Origin of the sequence: Moraxella caprae DSM 19149 (genome assembly GCF_000426885.1) — a bacterium.
GTDB lineage: Bacteria > Pseudomonadota > Gammaproteobacteria > Pseudomonadales > Moraxellaceae > Moraxella > Moraxella caprae.
Window position 1 is genome coordinate 29,504 of the sequence record NZ_AUGF01000001.1, and the last position, 17,906, is coordinate 47,409.

The window sequence follows — 17,906 nt, forward strand, 5'->3', positions numbered from 1 at the left end:
ATGAACGACCTTGCACGCACCGACTATTTGCGAGAGATTGTCCAAAAGCTCACTCATGCCAAGCACGGTGAGAAAGGCAACATCATCGCCAAAGCGTGCGACACTTTGCAGATTAGCCGTCCGCAGTTATACCGTGAATTGGAAACCGTTGGCTTTGAAAGTGATAGAAAAACTCGCTGTGATAAGGGCAAGACGGTCGTCCCTGCCGAAGTCGCCGAGCAGGTAGGGGCAATGGTACACCTTGCCACTCGTGCCAATGGTAAAAAGACCTTACCTATCAGCACCGCCCTAGAAATTTTACAGGCAGACGGTAAAGTCCCAAAGGTAAGTCCTGCGACAATCAGCCGAGTGATGAAAGCCAATATGTGCCACCCAAAACAACTTGCCACGCCAACCGCTCACACCAGAATGCGTAGTTTGCACCCAAACCACCTATGGCAAGTTGATGCGTCCGTTTGTGTGATTTTTTATTTACCCAAAGACAAACAGGGGCGTGGGGGCGGTATGCAAATTATGGACGAAAAGAAATTTTACAAAAACAAACCGCACAACCTTAAAAAGATTGAAAATGAGCGAGTCATTCGCTATGTCATCACCGACCATTATAGTGGCTGGGTGTATGTGGAATATGTGGCAGGGGCAGAAAGTAGCGAGAACCTAACCCAAGTGTTTTTAAATGCCATACAAATTCGTGGCTTTGATGAACCCATGCACGGCGTGCCGTTTATTCTTTATGCGGATAAAGGCTGTGCCAACACATCAGGGCTTTTTAAAAATCTCATGGAGCGACTGGACATCACATTCATCGCCCACGCCACAGGTAATAGCCGTGCAAAGGGGCAGGTGGAAAACGCCAACAACATCGTAGAGACGCAGTTTGAAGGTCGCTTTAAGTTTTTAAACATTGAAAACATTGAGCATTTGAATGCGTTGGCAAAGCGGTGGCGAGTGGACTACAACGAACACAAAAAACACAGCCGAACCAAACGCACAAGAAACGAAGTTTGGCGAACGATTGCGGTTAATCAGCTTAGAAAAGCCCCATCAATGGAGCTGTGCAAAGAGCTTGTCAGTACCGTGCCTGTGGAGCGTACCGTTCGTGGTAATTTGACGATTAGTCATAGTGTTAAGGGCTACGGCTCGCACGATTATGACCTACGCCACATTAACGGCATTTATCCCAAAGCCAAAGTGTCTGTGGTGGTTAATCCTTATCGCAGTCCGTGCGTGGATGTGATTGTACCGACCGCAGGGGGCGAGAGCGTAACTTATACGGTTGAACCAATGCAGACAGATTGGGTGGGCTTTGATGTCAATGCCCCTGTGGTTGGACAAGAGATAAAAGCGATGCCAAACAGCCAAATTGACAACCAACGCAATAAAGCCATCAAAACCGCCTATGGTGTGGATACGCTTGAAAAGGCAGAACTTGCCCAAGCTAAAAAAGCGGTGGCGTATGACGGCAAACTCAATATTATGGCAGACATCGACAGCCACGAACAAAAAGACTATATGCCCAAAGGCGGTGAGAAACTTAGCACGCCAGCCATTGACCGCACGCCACAGTCTCGCAAACTTGCCCCATTCAACTGGGTGCAAACCGCCAAAGTCATCAGAGCGGAAATTGGCGATAAGTGGACAGCCGAGCATTATCGTGAGTTGCAGGAGACTTTCCCCACAGGCGAAGTACCGCAGGAAGTCATCAGCGAGATTATCAAAGGCATTTTAGAGCCAAAAGAAACGGAGCATGAATATGACGAATACCCCCAAGCATTGGCTGGATAAATACGGCTTGACCCAAGCCAAAATTGCCAAAGCCCTAAAAGTCAGTCCTGCCACGATTAACCTGATTTTTAATCATGGCAAATACCCCAAAACAGGGGCAAACGACTTATATGAACGATTGTGCGAGCATTTAAGCGGTCAAAACGTGTCCCAAGCCGACATTGACACCATTGCCAAACCCCAAACCCAAACCAAATTAAGCAAACAGGAGCAAGCGATGCTACTTAGAAAACAAACCCTAAGCCACCCAGCCAAACGCCAGTTTAAGCTGTTCACCAACATCTTTACCGACAATGTGCGTGAAGCCAATCAAGTCTATCAAAATAGCGACATCAAGGACATTCGTGAAGCCCTATGGCAGACGGCTCGAGGCAATATGAGTTTTGTTGCCGTCATAGGTCAGTCAGGGGCTGGCAAAAGCACGCTCCGCCGTGAACTTATTGACCGACTTGACCGCCAAAAAGAGAGCGTGATTGTCATTGAGCCGTATGTTTTGGCAACCGAAGACAATGACATTAAGGGCAAAACTTTAAAATCCGTCCACATTGCCGAAAGCATTCTTGCCACGCTCGCCCCAAGTGTGAATGCCAAGCGTAGCCCAGAGGCTCGTTTTCGCCAAGTGCATAACCTGCTTAAAGAAAGTAGCAAGGCTGGCAATCATCATTTGCTGATTATTGAAGAGGCTCATAGCTTACCCATTCCAACTTTAAAGCACCTTAAAAGATTTTTGGAATTGGAAAATGGTTTTACCCCGCTTTTGTCAATTGTACTCATTGGGCAAAATGAACTTAAAAACAAGCTGTCCGAAAACAATGAACAAGTGCGAGAAGTCGTCCAACGCTGTGAGATTTTTGAGCTTGCCCCCTTTGACCGAGACAGCCTAGAAGCCTACTTACAACACCGCTCACAAAGTGCAGGGCGTGAGCTTGGCGAGTTTATTGATGAAAGCGGACTAAACGCCATTGCTCACCGCCTTAGTGCACAGAAAGGAGCAGATAGCCTACTTTATCCTCTAGCGGTTGGCAATCTTTTAACTGGGGCGTTAAATGTCGCCAGCGAACTTGGAATGCCTGTCGTTACGGGCGATTTGGTAAAAGAAGTTTAATTAAGATAGGTGTAAAAAATGAATACTAGCCCATTCTCCAACGAGCAGTCCCACTCCAAAGACAAGCACCCAGCCCTATCGGTGTCCGAATACCTATGGCTACAACACGAAAAGAAGCGACTGGCACAAATGGATATGGACATCGTGCGTATGCAATACCGACAAGACCGCCAGTCTGCGTGGATTGCCTTGCTTATCTTGACCGTGATTGTGCTAGCGATTGGCTTGGTGTTTACGCTGATATTTTAGGAGCAACTTATGCCAATGATTTTACACATTGACGATAATACCGATGCCAAAAACTCGCTAGGCTTGCTAATGCTAGATGAAGCCTTGCAAATCCTAATCAAAAATGGCGAGCTTGACAAAGAAAAACTGGCAACGGCGATTATGACCGCCAAAGATGATTTATTCAAACTCAACCAAGACAATGACGATAACCTGCTAAAAATGCGACTGTTTATGACCGCTCACACTTTGCAATGTCGTTATCTTGAATTAACTTAATAACCAATCCAATCGGAGTAATTATGACCGACACCGAAACCCAAAAGCCACTCATCTTGACAGTTGACGAGTTTTTAGATGCAGATTTTTCTTCAGAGAAGTTGCTAGGCTCTGCTTTGTATTTAATGTACCACGAAATTCCAGAAATCAAGCAACTTATTGATAGTAATGCTGATAAATTAGGTAATGGCTACTGTTTTGGCGATATTCATTATTTTGATAGTCAATTATATGAACGCATTCGTATTCAACTTAGTCTTGCTAGTGATAAATCTGTTGAACTGACAGTCTTTTTAACCAAACCTGCGGAGTAACCTATGAAAAAACCCACCAAAACCAAAGCAAAAGCCCTACAAGCGTGCCAAAGCCTTGATGAAGCCCAAGTCATCATCAAAACCATTGGCGAACATAACCGTGAAATCACACGGCTCACAGGGCAAATGAACGATGAAGTGGCGGACATTACCCAAAGTTATGCCGAAAAAATCAATCCTTTAAAACTTGCCATCGACGAGCTGACGCCCAAGCTACAAATTTGGTGTGAAGCGAACCGTGCAATGCTCTTAAAAGATGGGGGTAAAACTGCAAACCTTATCACAGGTGAAGTGTCGTGGCGTATCCGTCCGCCGTCTGTATCATTGCGTAAGATTGATGAAGTGATTGAGCGACTAGAACGCTTTGGACTGCACCGCTTTATTCGCACCAAAAAGGAGGTAAACAAAGACGCTATTTTAAATGAACCCAATGCCGTAACTGACATCAATGGCATTACCATTAGTACAGGTGTGGAAGATTTTATCGTTTCGCCCTTTGAAATTGATGTCAAACCTTAATTTTAACCTTAAAAAGGAAAATCCTTATGAACAAACAAGAACTTATCCAAGCCGTAGCTGACAAATCTGGCTTGACTCAAAAAGCCCGTACAGGTCGCAACCCCCAAACAGGCGAAAAATTGACAATTCCAGCCAAAAAAGTGCCGAGCTTTAAGGCAAGTAAAGGGCTAAGAGACGCTGTCAATTAACCCATTTTTAGGTAAAACAAAAGCGTTTAAAGTGGGTTAAAAGTCGCTTTAAACGCTTTTTTACAACCATTCGGAGCATAAAATGACCCAAACCACCCCAAAACCTTATGACAAAAAGAAAAAGCTAGTCGAGCTTATCCATATTGGAAAATCCAAATTATGCCTTGATGACGAAACTTATCGTACTTTGCTTGAAACCACCACAGGCAAAACCAGCACCAAAGAAATGACCTTAGGCGAATTAAACAAGGTAATGACACGGCTTAAACAGCTCGGCTTTACCCCCACCGCCCCCAAGTCAGCAGGTAAAATCAAGCAAGACAAAGACCCCCAAGCCAAACTTATCCGTCATTTATGGCTAACTTTGCATAATTTGGGGGCAGTCAAAGACCCGAGCGAAAAAGCCCTATGTGCCTATGTTAAAAGACAAACTGGAATTGATTTATTGGCGTGGCTACCCAGCCATAAGGCAAGCACAGTCATTGAAAGCCTTAAAAAATGGGTTGAGCGGGTAGAAAAGCAAGCCAAAACAACGGAAAGTACCACCCACATTCACGGCGATTTTACAGGCATTATTGCAGGAAAAAATTCCACCGTTGTCCAAATCAACATCAATCAACCTTAGCTCAATCCAAGAAAAAAACCACGACAAAAATCGTGGTTTTTTACCCAAAAAAATAAGCCAAATTAAGTCAAATAAGACTTGCTATGCGTGCCGACAAGAGCGATACTGTCCCTACACAAACAATTTAACCAACTGATTTTAAAGGTGTTTTTATGTTAGATGTTCAACAAATTTTCCAATACACCCAAGATTTTGGCGTAGCAGAATGCGAAATGACAGGCGATGATGAGCTATGGGTGCGTGGCAAGGAATGGGGGACGCACATCATCATCAAAATGATGAAAAATAAGCCAGTATTGACAGTTTGGGGCGGTGATGACTGTCAAGAAGTATTAGACAGAACAAGCCTACCAAGCGTTGCAGCCTTACACGCCTACTTAGACGAACACGCCAGAGTTACAAGCGATAACACACAAAGCAAAGACACCAGCATGATTGATATTTACATCAACATCATCAAAGAAAAATTAGCCGAACAGCAAATCAGCCTTGATTTTGACAAGCAGACCAAAGCCGAGCGGTTGGTGGTTAGGCACATTGAAAACAAACTGGCTGAAATTATTCAATTTCTACAATAATCCAACTCAAAGCAAAAGCCCCAGACCAAAATCTGGGGCTTTATTGTATGGGCTAGGTATGTTATGGTAAAATGCGAAAACGAAGTCGCTTTTGCTATTTTGCTATGATTTTCTCATCTTGCCAACCGACTTAAATCTCATTGCATAATGTGCAACGCAATTGCAAAAGACCCTTCCCACTTTCTCCACCATGTTCCCTGTTCTTCCCATTTATCTCGGAATTCTGATTAGATTATATCAATAGGGTTCATCTTTTAGGGATAGGTCTTTGTCAGGCTTTGCGCTTTGACGAATATGGTAATAAAACACACTTCTTGGCAGGTTTGAAACTGCCAGTAGGTTGTTAAGTTTGTGTTTATGCCTTAATTCTTGAACAATCAGGACTTGTTCTTTTGTTGTGCTTCTTGTTCCTTTTGACGAATTAAGGCATCTAGCTTTTTTAGGTAGTCGTTCTCTGCTCTAAGATAGGCAAGCTCAGCAAGTAAGTCATCAACGCTTTTTTCATTGTCTGGTTTGGCCTGCCAACTTGGTTTGCTTGTTGTTTTGTTTGTTAATTTGTTTTGATTGGCGTTGTGCTTGTTTGACATTGCTTTTCTGCCTTTGGGTTTGGGGGTGAGTCCCATTATACCAAAGGTTTGATAAGACTTTAACCAATTGGACAGTAAAGAAGGTGTTGGTAGGTTAAGTTCTATGGCAAGTTTGGTTAGAGATTTGCCATTTTGAATTTGTTTGATTGCGTTTAGTTTAAAGTCTGTGTCATAGACGGCTTTGGTACTTCGTCTTTGAATACCATCAATGCCGTGTGCTTGATAGAGTTTGACCCACTGCTTGATCATACTGTCTGTGGATAGGTTAAACTGTTTAGCGGTTTGCTTGTAACCGTGTCCGTTTAGATAATATGCTATTACAGACAGTTTAAAGTCGGTGGTGTATTTTGCCATAGAAAGCACCCCAAAGGTTAGTGTGAGTGGCGAGCTTTGGGGTGCGGTTCACAGACAGGGTTTTTATCATTATACCACCGCTTTTTGTGGTTCTTTTTGGCGAATAAAGGCATACAGTATACCAGTTACCAGACTACCGACCGTAATAGCCACCAGATACATGAGTGGTTGTGAGACGAACGGTATCACAAACAGTCCGCCATGCGGTGCTTGTAGCCCGATACCAAGCCCCATAGAAATCGCCCCTGCCAATGCCCCACCGACCACAGAGGCGATAATCACACGAGCAGGGTCAGCCGCCACAAAAGGCAATGCCCCTTCTGAGATAAAGCACAGACCCAACACAAAGGACGCTTTACCGGCGTTACGCTGATTGTCATTGAACTTATTTTTGGCAATCCACGTCGCTATCGCCATACCAATGGGCGGCACCATGCCCCCTGCCATTGCCGCCGCAATCGGTGTAAACACCCCTGAGGCAATCATACCCACCGAGAACGTATAAGCTGCCTTATTCACAGGGCCGCCCATGTCGGTACACATCATCGCCCCCAAAATCAGCCCCAAGATAATGGCATTGGTGTCATTCATGGTTTTTAGCCACTCGGTTAGGGCAGTCATGAGTGCCGCCATAGGCGGATTAATGGCATAGACCATGAGCAGACCAACGATGAGCGAACCCAATAACGGCAATATCAAAATCGGCTTTAAGGACGTCAAACTGGCAGGTAGTTTGATGACATCATTTAAAAACTTGACCGTATAACCTGCCAAAAAACCAGCAATGATACCGCCTAAAATCCCTGCCCCTGCGGTATTGGCAAGCATACCACCAATCAGACCCACCGCCAAACCGGGGCGGTCAGCGATAGAGTAAGCCACATAGCCGGCAAACACCGCAATCATCAAGGCGAACGCACCACCGCCACCAATGTCCATAAGTGCTTTGGGTAAGCCAAAGGCAATGCTCTCATCTTTAAAGGCTTCCACGCCAAACATAAAGGACATGGCAATGAGCAAACCACCTGCCACCACGAGTGGCAACATATGCGACACGCCTGTCATTAGGTGCTTATACAACCCCTTTTTCTCATCGCTCTCGCCTGCCGTGCTTGCACTTTGGGTGCCGCCATAGACACTTGCTTGATGAAAGGCTTTGGCAAATTCTTGCTCGGTTTTTTTGAGTGCCAACCCTGTGGACGTGCGGTACATTTTTTTGCCACTAAATTTAGACAAATCCACGTCAATGTCCGCCGCCACAAACACCAAATCCGCCTGTGCCACTTCGTCTGCCGTAATGGCATTACCCACACCAACCTGCCCACGGGTCTCCACCTTGATGTTCCAGCCCTGTGCTTTGGCATAGTTCTCAATGGCTTCTGCCGACATAAAGGTATGAGCCACCCCTGTCGGACAAGCGGTAACTGCCACGATGTTACGCACCGATGAATTTGCCGACTTTAAAACCGCTTGGTCGGTTTGGGTGGGCGTAAGCAGTGTCTTTAAATAATCCACATCGCCAAATTTGGCTGAATCAAGCTCATGCTGATTTAGATAAATGACCTGCTCGGTGCTGGCTCGCTCATCATCAGTGATGACCACGCTCACACCATGAGCGGTGTTTTTGTCTGTGATAAATTGTGCGTCAATGCCATTTTTTTGCAAACTGGCAACCAACTGCTTGGCAATGAGCAAGCCATAAGCAGAATTATCCGCCACGCTAATGGCATAAGTTTTGTTTGTCATAGGGTTTGCCTATTTTTCAATTTTTAATTTTAATTTACTTCAATCTCAACTTAAATTTACAAATTATTGATTTTTCAATGATTATTTTTCTGGTTGTAGGGGCGAGTTACAATTAGCCCTTGATAAATCAATCGCTTATACAAAGTTGAGAACAGGGTTTTAATTTTTGGTAGTAGTCTAAAAAGTATGCCAAACTAGGTTTTCCGTTCGCCCTGAGCCATGCCTACGGGTAGGAAAACCGTTAGGTTTGACAAGCTCACCACGAACGGTTTTCTTTGTAGCATACTTTTTGAACCAGAGCCTAATTTTTAAATTCAATTCAGCCTAAACTTAGGGCATGCCTGCCTTTTGTATTTGCAATGAATAATGTGAAAAATCGCCCGTTTTTCAAGGAAAAATGAAGTTTGATCGTCATTCTATCAAATAAGCTTTTGCCTCCGAGCCACAAGATTTAGCCATTTTTCATGCAAAAACATTATTTTATTTCCAAAATATTTCTATATTGTAAATAGTGTTATAAAGGGCAGGCACGCCCTAGATTAAGCCAATTTTTTCACAGCAACTTGCTCAATTAAGTCAGTTAGTACGTCCTGCTCTGGCACTTTAAAGCCAATGATACAGACCGCATGAGCCGATAAAGCAGTTGCCCTTGCCAATGCCTTGGTTGGCTCATCTTCTCGGAGCAAGCCAAAAATCATACCCGCGGTAAAGGTATCACCCGCCCCCACGGTACTTTTGACAGTCATGACAGGCGGTGTCGCCCCATATATCTCACGCCCATTAGGGGTTTGACGTAACCAATGCACGCCCTTCTCGCCCATCGAGATAAAAACATGCTCAATATGGCTATGAATCTCATCAAAGAGTGCCACCTGCTCATCTAGCCCATCGGCACGTATGCCAAAGGCTTCAAACAGCTCATCGTTGTTGGGCTTGATAAGCCATAACGGATAACGCATGGCGATTTTTAGAGCCTCGCCACTGACATCAACCGCCACTTTGCTGTGGATATTTGTCAGCAGAGCAAGCAAATGGTCAAAGTCAGGCAAACCAAAACCCGTCGCCAAACTGCCAGCAATCAGCACCGCATCGCAGGCAGGGGCAAGCTCTGCCACCTGCTCAAAAAAGTGCAGTTTGTCCGTCTCGGTCACCACAAAGCCCTGACCATTGACATCTGTGGTGCGACCGACACCATCGACCACATCGGCAAGTTTGATGTTGGTGCGAGTAATGCCTGCCACTCGCACAAAGCTGTCAGTAACCCAACCTAGATTCTCACTGTGGTTTAGGGCATCACGCTCGTCAAAGAGTCGGTTAAAAATACCGTCATTATCACCACCCAAAAACCCTGTAGCAAGGGCATTTACGCCCAAATCCGCCAAAATCTGAGCAGCGTTTAGACCTTTGCCCGCAGCATCCATCTGACTGGATAAGGCACGATTCACCGCCCCAAGCGTTAGCACATCAAGACTGACCGTCATGTCGATGGCAGGGTTTAGGGTAATACAAAGCACTTGCATATTACACCCCCATCACCAAAGCACGCACTTCGCCAGCGGTGCGACAGGACAGGGCTTTTTTGGCAAGGTATTGGCAATCGGCAAAGTTAAGCTCACGCACCACTGCCTTGGCAAGGGCGATATTACCTGCCGACATGGACAGCTCGTCCACACCTAGCCCCACCAATATCGGTATGGCTCGCTCATCGCCTGCCAGCTCGCCACACACGCCCACCCACTTGCCGTAAGCATGGGCGTTGGCAACGGTGTTTTGGATAAGCCGAAGTACGCTTGGGTGCAGACCGTCAGCATCCTTTGAGAGCGCAGCATGACCACGGTCAATGGCAAGGGCATACTGAGTCAAGTCATTGGTGCCAATGCTAAAAAAGTCCACTTCACTGGCAAAAATATCCGCCATGACCGCCGCACTTGGTACTTCTATCATCATACCCACTTGAAGCTTATCATGGGGGTAGTCAGTCAGCACTTTATCTAGTATCGCTTTGGCATCATGCCACTCTTCTAATCTACCCACCATGGGGAACATGATACGCAAATCACGTCCCTTGGACGCTTTAATCAAGGCAATGAGCTGATTTTCCAATAAAGCAGGCTGTCTTAGAGTCAAGCGAATGCCACGCACCCCCAAAAATGGGTTGTCTTCAAACGGCATGGGTAGATACGGCAAAGGTTTGTCACCACCGACATCTAAGGTACGCACCACGAGCGGACGACCATCTAAGGCATCAAACACCTGCGTGTAATCTGCCACCTGCGTGTCAATGTCAGGCACGCTCTGATGACTCATGAACACAAGCTCGGTACGCAGTAGTCCCACCGCTTCTGCCCCACTCTCTACCGCCATCTTGGTATCGTGAACATTACCCAAATTAACAGCAATCTCCACTTGATGACCATCTTGGGTGATGGCAGGGTTTAGGGCAGTCTCACTGGCCAGGCGTTTACGCTCTGCCCAGCTAGCTTGCTCGGCTTTGGCGACCGCCACCATCTCATCGGTTGGTGCAACCACAAACCAACCTTGACCACCATCTATCAGCACCTGCTCGCCATCGTTAATGTCAAGCACGCCCTTGCCTGCTCCCACAATCGCAGGAATACCCAACGCTCGGGCGACGATGGCACTGTGCGAACTGGCACCACCCACCGCCGTGAGAATGCCTGCCACTCGTGCAGGGTCTAGGCGTGCCACATCAGACGGTAGCAGGTCTTCTTTGATAAGCACATAAGGCTCGGCAGGCTCGATTGCAACCGCTTGACCTGTTAGCTTAGCAAGCACTTTTTGCCCCACATCTCGCAAATCCGCTGCTCGCTCGGCAAGCAGATGATTGGCAACGCTCGCCTGCACTTTTGCCAACTGCTCAATATGAGCATGCCATGCCGCCGCTGCCGATAGCCCATCATCAATACCATCTTTTGCCCCGTGTGTAACTTCTTCATCATCAAGCAGAGCCACATGAGCAGTAAAAATCTGAGCAATGGACGCTTTTTTGGCAGTCTGAACAATGGCTTTTAGCTCATCTTTGACCGACCCAATCGCCTGTTGCAAACTCGCCCACTCGCTCGCCTTATCACCCCCTTGGACAGGATAATCAAACCGCACTTGACGTACCACAAATGCTTCGCCATGAGCCAGTCCCACTGACGCTGATGTGGCGTGTGTGCGTTCGCCTTTGATGATGGCGGTGTTATCGGTCAAGTCAAGCACGGCAGGTTCATGATTTTCTTTACCACTTTCTTGGCTGTTTACTTGACTATTACCTATCGGTGTTACTTCTTCGCCCAGTCCGTCTTGCACCGCTTGGATAAGTTTGGGTAGGTACGCCACCGCATCGGTATTCGGCTCGGCGATGAATGTTAGGCTCTGCCCCCGTGTCGCCCCCAGTGAGAGTAGTTTGGTTAGGCTCTTGGCGGAGACGTATGCTCCATTGTCCACCGCCACTTTTAGCTCGCCTATCGCTCCTTTGGCAAGCTCAGATAAGGCAGTGGCAGGGCGTGCGTGCAACCCATGAGCGTTGGGCAGTACCACGCTTGCCGATTGCCAATGCTCCGCCTTGTCCGCCCCCAAAAATGTCACCAGCTCGGGCAGACTGGCATGTTGTAATTTACCGCCAAACTCTGCCGACAACAGCACATCATACAACGCCAACAGCTTATCTTGATTTACCGTTTGGTTACTGACGATGACCGCCAATGCCCTCATGTCATCATGACCCAGTTTAACCACCTCTTTGGCAACCGCTAAGGCAAAGGCAGGTTCGGCAACCAGTTCATCATGCTCTAAGGTCGCACAGTAGATGGCTTCTGAGAGCTTGGTAAAACTGGGGCGAATGCCTGTGGCACTCACCAATTTACCTTGCTGTTTTAGTAGCGACACCGCCACCCCATACAGCTCATCGGCATTTTTGGCGTTGATGTCGGTTTTGATGAGATTTTCATGAATGCTAAGCGAGCGATTGCCCGTGCCATCCAAAATAGCCAATAGTTCATCGGCACTGGTGGCATGCTTGATACGTCCTTCGATGTCATCGCCCAAGGCTTTGGTTAGCTGTCTTAAAATGGACAAATGCTCATCGGATTTGGCACAAATCCCCATCAACAAATACGCCCTCTCGCCGTCATCATTCCACACCACGCCATCGTCAAAATGCACAAGTCGCACCCCTGTTTGTTGCACAAAAGAGCGTGATTCTGGCGTGCCATGCGGAATGGCAATCCCCTGCCCCAGATAGGTACTGGTCTGTGCTTCACGGGCTTGCAGTCCTGCAAGATAATCGGCAGTCGCCAGCCCGTCTTCGCTCAATATCTTGGCAAGTAGGGATAAGGCTTCGTCTTTATTGGTAGCCTGTGCATTCATACGCACGTCAGTGGCGGTAAGATTTAACATAGATTTCCTTATAAGATAAAGGATAATTTAAAATATTGTTTAGGGCGTGTTGAACATTGATAACATTATTTATTAAAATGATGAAAATTTAACGCTTTTATCAATTTTTGCATGAAAAATGGCTAAATCTTGTGGCTTAAAGTCAAAAACTTGTCTGATAGAAGACTCACAGCCTCAAGTTTTTTCCTTGAAAAACGGGCGATTCCCCTGCTTTTTTAAACAGGCATTTTTCATGGCAAATACCAATATTCAACACGCCCTAATAAATTTTAAAAATTTTTACGATACAAACAAAAATCGGCTAATTTTACCATTATTTTTTAAAAAATAATACCAAAAAAGACAAGCCAAATGAGATACTTTTGCAAATGTTGTTTTTACTTTAATTCCAACTTAAAATGGTAGATGATTGGTGATTATGTCATTTTTGGGTTGTAGGGACAAATCCTATTTGCCCTTGATAAATCAATCCGTTATATGGCGTTGTAAATGGGGCATTTTTTAAAAACATCATTGGCAAATATCCATTTAAACAGGATTATCAATATCCACAAAAACCACATCAAGCCCAAGCACGTCCGCCAAATGCTCGCCCAACGCCTTGACACCGCCCCGCTCGGTTGCGTGATGACCCGCCCCAAAATAATCCACGCCCATCTCTCGTGCCAAATGCGTGGTACGCTCGGATGCTTCCCCTGAGATAAACGCCTGACAACCTATGGCATGAGCTTGGGTTATCATGTCTTGGGCGCCGCCTGTGCATAGGGCGATTTTGGTTAGGGTGCGGTTAGGGTCATCGCTGATGTGCAGGGGCATGCGTCCCAACACTTGCTCAATTTTTTTGGCAAAATCGGCAGATGCCGTGGGCGGACACGTGGCAACATTGCCCACAGGGTGTTTTTCATGGGGGTATAACGCCCCTGTGATGGTCAAGCCAAGCTCATCGGCAAGCACTGCATTATTGCCGATGACAGGGTGAGCATCAAGGGGCAGATGATAGGCGATGAGTGAGATGTTGTGTTGGAGCAGAGTGCGAATGCGTTTGCCTTTCATGCCGACCAGTGGGGCAGGCTCGCCTTTCCAAAAATAGCCATGATGTACCAATATCGCTTGGGCGTTTAGCTCTATCGCCTTATCCATCAAGGCTTGGCAAGCGGTAACGCCGGTGACAACTTTACTAATGGGCGTATCGGCATCGACTTGCAAACCGTTGGGGCAATAGTCGTTAAATTCGCTTGCTTGTAGGTATTCATCGCAAAATTTTGCTAAGTTGGTGGGGGTAATTGGGGTGTTTTTGCTCATGGTGTGCCTTTGTGCGTTACTCATTTAAAATCATTCAAAGTTTTTGCTATGTTACGTTATTTATGGCATTTTGGCAATTTTAAATTAAAACCTGCCTCTTTGCCATCATCAGCATTCATAAATCATCAAAAATCTGTTACAATCTTAGGCGTGCCAAACATTGATGGCATTTTTATAAATACGATAAATTTAACGTTTTAATTAGGGCATGCCTGCCCTTTATAACACAATTTAACATTTAGAAATATTGCAGTAATAAAATGATGTTTTTGCATGAAAAACGGGCGATTCCCCTGCTTTTTTAAACAGGCATTTTTCATGGCAAATACCAACATTCAACACGCCCCAGTGTTATTTTGCCCTTTTAAGTGCCTTTTTACTTTTTACCTTTTTACTTTAAAACAGCCACCATGAACCACAAAGCCATTTTGACCGCCCTAGACCAAAACCTAGACAGACTAGCACAGACCCAAAACAGTACCGACATCAATGCCCTACACCAAGCCATCGCCGATGAGATGAATGGCGTATCTGATGAGCCGACATTGGCAGGGGTGCAGTTATCGCTCAGTAGCTACCTAGAAGCGGTGAAACTGGTCATCAGCGACACCTTTGACCATGAAGTGTGGATACAAGCAGAACTGCGAGCGGTCAATACCAAGGGCGGGCATTATTATTTTGAGCTTGCCGAAAAGGACGACAACGGCAACATCATCGCCAGTGCTCGGGCGACGTTGTGGCGATATCGGGCAAATGCGGTTGTCGGCAAATTCACCCGTGAGACAGACAAACCGCTCTCGGCAGGACTGGCGGTGCTGATAAAAGGTTCGGCAAGTTTTCATCCGCAGTATGGGTTTGGCATTAACATAAGCGACATCGACCCCACCTACACGCTCGGGGCGTTGGCTCAGGCTTATAACGCCATGCTAAAACGCTTACATGACGAAGGACTGACCGCCCTAAATAAAGCCCTGCCCACCCCCTTTGACCTCCGTCACGTCATCGTCATCGCCCCCGAGCAGGCGGCAGGGCTGGGCGATTTTCGTGCCGAAGCGGACAGATTGGCACAGACGGGGGCGTGCCAGTTTTATTATCATCACGCCACGTTTCAGGGCAATCACGCCCCAAGCGAGATAAGAACAGCCATCACACACGCCATCGGTGAGTTTTATGCCAGCCATGCCTATCATGCTGACCTGCTCGTCATCATCCGTGGGGGCGGAGCGGTGGGCGATTTGGCGTATCTTAATGACTATGAGTTGTCGGCATTGATTGCCGAATCGCCCATGCCTGTGTGGGTCGGTATCGGGCATGAGCGTGATAAGGTACTGCTTGATGAAGTGGCACACACTCGCTTTGACACGCCATCTAAGGTCATCTTAGCCATCGAAAACCATCTGGTCGCCATGGTCGCCCTTGCCAAAGATGCCATGACCACCATCAGCAACATCAGTCGCACTCGCCTGCACCACGCCAAAGAGCAAAGCCATCTTGCCATGAAAAGCGTCCATCATGGGGCAAGCCAAACTCTAAAACTTGCCAAAAAAGACAGCGACTTTTTGTTAAGCATGCTAAGCAGTCATGCCAAATACCGCATCCACACACTCTCATCAACCATCAGCGACCTGCTCGCCCGTCAGCACAAAACCGCTCACGAACACATCAAACATGCTCGCCAAACCACCGCCCACACCCTATCTCGGCACAAAGCACTACTACCCCGCTTATCCGCCTTGCGTGATGAGACTCGCCACTTACAAAGCATGATTTTGGTGCAACACCCTGTCCGCACCCTAACCAAAGGCTACGCACTCATCCATCAAGATGGGCATGTCATTGGCTCATCGAACGCCATCAAACAAGGCGAGATTGACATCGAATTTCATGACGGGCGTGTCAAGGCTGTGGTAAAATAGGCGGTTTTTGTATCGCCCGTTTGTCTCCCCATCTGTCCATCGCTTGGTAGTGTTCATGACCCATTTACGCCAGCTGTTTTATCAGCTCTCGCCCACCGCCCAAGGCTACGTTTGTATCGTACTGACCATGCTCGTGTGGGGCAGTTTTAGCTTGCTTGCTCGCCTAAACGCCAGTTGGGGCATATCAGCGTGGGACATCATCGCCGTGCGTTTTGGTGTGTCGGCGGGGCTACTTTTGCCCATACTCATCTATCGGCAAAATACGGCGTTTTTGTGGCAACCCAAAGCCGTCATCTTAGCACTGTTTGGTGGGGTCGGTTATAGCTCGCTTGTGTACAGTGCTTTTTTGCTTGCCCCTGTGGTGCATGGGGCGGTATTTTTAAATGGCATGATACCTGTCGCCACCGCCCTACTCATGCTCCTACTGCTCAAAAAACGCCCCGACCACGACACCAAAATCGCACTTATCCTTATCATCATTACACTCACACTCATGACCGCTCTCATGCTCATCAAGGGCTTGTCCTTTGGCGTGGGCGATGTACTGTTTGTCATCTGTGCCTGCTGTTGGGCAGGTTATGGCATCATGCTAAAAGAATGGGGATTTAGCCCATGGCAAATCATGTGTAGCACCGCCATCTGGTCGGCGATACTCTACCTGCCCATCTATGGCGTGCTACTGTATTTGGGCGTGGGCGGTTTGGGCTTTGGTGGCGTATCTTTGTCGCATGCCATCATCCAAGGGGCATTTCACAGCGTCATGGTGATGATATTTGCCACGATGACATATTCGCTGGCGGTAGAGCGACTTGGGGCGTTTTTCGCTGGCGGACTTGCCAGTCTTGCCCCGTTTCTCTCAGCCTTACTTGCCGTGCCACTCTTGGGCGAATCCCTAAACGGCGTCATGGTGCTAGGACTCATCGGCATGGGGCTTGGTACGGTACAGCCATGGCGTTATGTGGGCGTGCTAAAAAATCGTTTGTTCAAATCATCTAGATAAACCACAACACCCAAACCCCCAAGCCATCATTGATTTTTTATCAAAGTTTTGTTAAATTAGGGTATTTATTGTTTTGACAAAATGTTTTATAAATGTCATTTGAATTTTTTGTAACAACGCCCACAAATTACCTTGATAAATAAGTAAAAGTATAGCGAGTTTTTATGTCTGCCATCAAGCTAAATAACATCACCGTCTATTGTGGTTCTAACTTTGGTGAGATTCCCGATTATTATCATCACGCCCAAATCCTAGGCGAACGCCTTGCCCATCATAATATCCGCCTTATCTATGGTGGGGGCAATGTCGGACTTATGGGAACGCTTGCCGACAGCATGTTGTCGCATGGTGGGGAAGTCATTGGCGTGATTCCCACTTTTTTAAAACAAAAGGAAGTCGCCCATCTGGGACTGACCGAGCTCATCGAAACCCCCGACATGGTCTCTCGCAAAACCAAGCTCATCGAACTGGCGGACGGCTTTATCGCCATGGCAGGTGGTTTGGGGACGTATGAAGAGCTGTTTGAAGTGCTGTCCATCACTCAGCTTAATCTCATCCGCAAACCCATCGGTTTATTAAATGTCGCTCATTTCTTTGATCCGCTACTTGACATGCTCGCCAAGACTGCCAAGAGCGGATTTATGCCCAAAGAGAATTTACAGCTTTTGTGCATCGCCGACAACAGCGAAGAGCTACTGCACAAAATGGCAAATTTTAAATTCATCAATGCCCCCAAATGGGTCAAACCAGCATGGCTTGATGAGATTGTTTCTTGATGTTGTGTGATACTGGCTGAATGTAGGCTGTTGATTTAAAACAGTTATTTTCAATTAAAGACATATTCGAAATTTAAACGTGTAAGAACAAATCATATTTACCCAAAAGTCAAGACGTTACATAGGGCAAATTGCAATTTGCCCCTACAAAACCTGTCCAAAAGCATGTTCAATGATGTATGAACACAAAACCAGCGCCC

17 protein-coding genes are annotated in these 17,906 nt (G+C 46.7%); 12 read left to right on the forward strand and 5 right to left on the reverse strand.

The genetic code is table 11. From position 1 onward, the window contains the following. From K941_RS14190 to K941_RS0100235, 9 genes are all read left to right on the forward strand, one after another. Window positions 1-1,785, forward strand: a complete 1,785-nt coding sequence (locus K941_RS14190; RefSeq protein WP_051225752.1) for a DDE-type integrase/transposase/recombinase — start codon at window positions 1-3, stop codon at window positions 1,783-1,785. Continuing rightward, window positions 1,754-2,890, forward strand: coding sequence for an ExeA family protein (locus tag K941_RS0100200; RefSeq protein ID WP_029102003.1), 1,137 nt, complete (start codon window positions 1,754-1,756; stop codon window positions 2,888-2,890). The genes K941_RS14190 and K941_RS0100200 overlap by 32 nt, the downstream gene beginning before the upstream one ends. Before the next feature lie 18 nt (window positions 2,891-2,908). Beyond that, on the forward strand, window positions 2,909-3,139 hold the full coding sequence (locus K941_RS0100205) for a hypothetical protein (RefSeq protein WP_029102004.1): 231 nt from the start codon (window positions 2,909-2,911) through the stop codon (window positions 3,137-3,139). Window positions 3,140-3,148: 9 nt separating this feature from the next. Continuing rightward, a complete protein-coding gene (locus K941_RS0100210) occupies window positions 3,149-3,397 on the forward strand; it encodes a hypothetical protein (RefSeq protein WP_029102005.1) in 249 nt (82 codons plus the stop codon). Window positions 3,398-3,420: 23 nt separating this feature from the next. Continuing rightward, the gene (locus K941_RS0100215; protein WP_029102006.1) at window positions 3,421-3,711 is read left to right on the forward strand and encodes a hypothetical protein; all 291 of its coding nucleotides are present in this window, start codon (window positions 3,421-3,423) and stop codon (window positions 3,709-3,711) included. Window positions 3,712-3,714: 3 nt separating this feature from the next. Continuing rightward, a complete protein-coding gene (locus tag K941_RS0100220) occupies window positions 3,715-4,230 on the forward strand; it encodes a host-nuclease inhibitor Gam family protein (protein ID WP_029102007.1) in 516 nt (171 codons plus the stop codon). A gap of 26 nt (window positions 4,231-4,256) precedes the next feature. After that, window positions 4,257-4,418, forward strand: a complete 162-nt coding sequence (locus K941_RS16675; protein ID WP_084137617.1) for an HU family DNA-binding protein — start codon at window positions 4,257-4,259, stop codon at window positions 4,416-4,418. Window positions 4,419-4,500: 82 nt separating this feature from the next. Next, entirely contained in the window at window positions 4,501-5,043 is a 543-nt protein-coding gene (locus K941_RS14195) for a gp16 family protein (RefSeq protein WP_084137618.1), read from the forward strand. Window positions 5,044-5,195: 152 nt separating this feature from the next. Beyond that, entirely contained in the window at window positions 5,196-5,621 is a 426-nt protein-coding gene (locus K941_RS0100235) for a hypothetical protein (protein ID WP_029102008.1), read from the forward strand. Window positions 5,622-5,998: 377 nt separating this feature from the next. On the opposite strand, the gene K941_RS0100240 is transcribed toward K941_RS0100235, so the two are convergent. The 5 genes from K941_RS0100240 to K941_RS0100265 all read right to left on the reverse strand — a co-directional run bounded on the left by K941_RS0100240 (window position 5,999) and on the right by K941_RS0100265 (window position 14,014). After that, complete coding sequence (locus K941_RS0100240; RefSeq protein ID WP_029102009.1) at window positions 5,999-6,562, reverse strand: helix-turn-helix domain-containing protein; 564 nt, start codon at window positions 6,560-6,562, stop codon at window positions 5,999-6,001. A gap of 69 nt (window positions 6,563-6,631) precedes the next feature. Next, a complete protein-coding gene (locus K941_RS14200) occupies window positions 6,632-8,308 on the reverse strand; it encodes a fructose-specific PTS transporter subunit EIIC (protein WP_115341070.1) in 1,677 nt (558 codons plus the stop codon). A 539-nt stretch (window positions 8,309-8,847) separates the two neighbouring features. Continuing rightward, the gene (locus K941_RS0100250) at window positions 8,848-9,828 is read right to left on the reverse strand and encodes a 1-phosphofructokinase family hexose kinase (RefSeq protein ID WP_029102010.1); all 981 of its coding nucleotides are present in this window, start codon (window positions 9,826-9,828) and stop codon (window positions 8,848-8,850) included. A gap of 1 nt (window position 9,829) precedes the next feature. After that, window positions 9,830-12,712 carry a phosphoenolpyruvate--protein phosphotransferase gene (ptsP, locus tag K941_RS0100255; protein ID WP_029102011.1) on the reverse strand — a complete coding sequence of 961 codons (2,883 nt, stop codon included), beginning with the start codon at window positions 12,710-12,712 and terminating at the stop codon, window positions 9,830-9,832. Window positions 12,713-13,240: 528 nt separating this feature from the next. After that, complete coding sequence (locus tag K941_RS0100265) at window positions 13,241-14,014, reverse strand: Nif3-like dinuclear metal center hexameric protein (protein WP_029102012.1); 774 nt, start codon at window positions 14,012-14,014, stop codon at window positions 13,241-13,243. Window positions 14,015-14,424: 410 nt separating this feature from the next. On the opposite strand from K941_RS0100265, the gene xseA reads away from it, so the two are divergent. The 3 genes from xseA (at window position 14,425) to K941_RS0100290 (ending at window position 17,706) form a co-directional block, all read left to right on the forward strand. Then, window positions 14,425-15,930, forward strand: coding sequence for an exodeoxyribonuclease VII large subunit (gene xseA, locus K941_RS0100280; protein WP_036387073.1), 1,506 nt, complete (start codon window positions 14,425-14,427; stop codon window positions 15,928-15,930). A gap of 55 nt (window positions 15,931-15,985) precedes the next feature. Continuing rightward, the gene (locus K941_RS0100285; RefSeq protein ID WP_029102014.1) at window positions 15,986-16,930 is read left to right on the forward strand and encodes a DMT family transporter; all 945 of its coding nucleotides are present in this window, start codon (window positions 15,986-15,988) and stop codon (window positions 16,928-16,930) included. A gap of 164 nt (window positions 16,931-17,094) precedes the next feature. Then, on the forward strand, window positions 17,095-17,706 hold the full coding sequence (locus K941_RS0100290; RefSeq protein WP_029102015.1) for an LOG family protein: 612 nt from the start codon (window positions 17,095-17,097) through the stop codon (window positions 17,704-17,706). Window positions 17,707-17,906 lie beyond the last annotated feature (200 nt).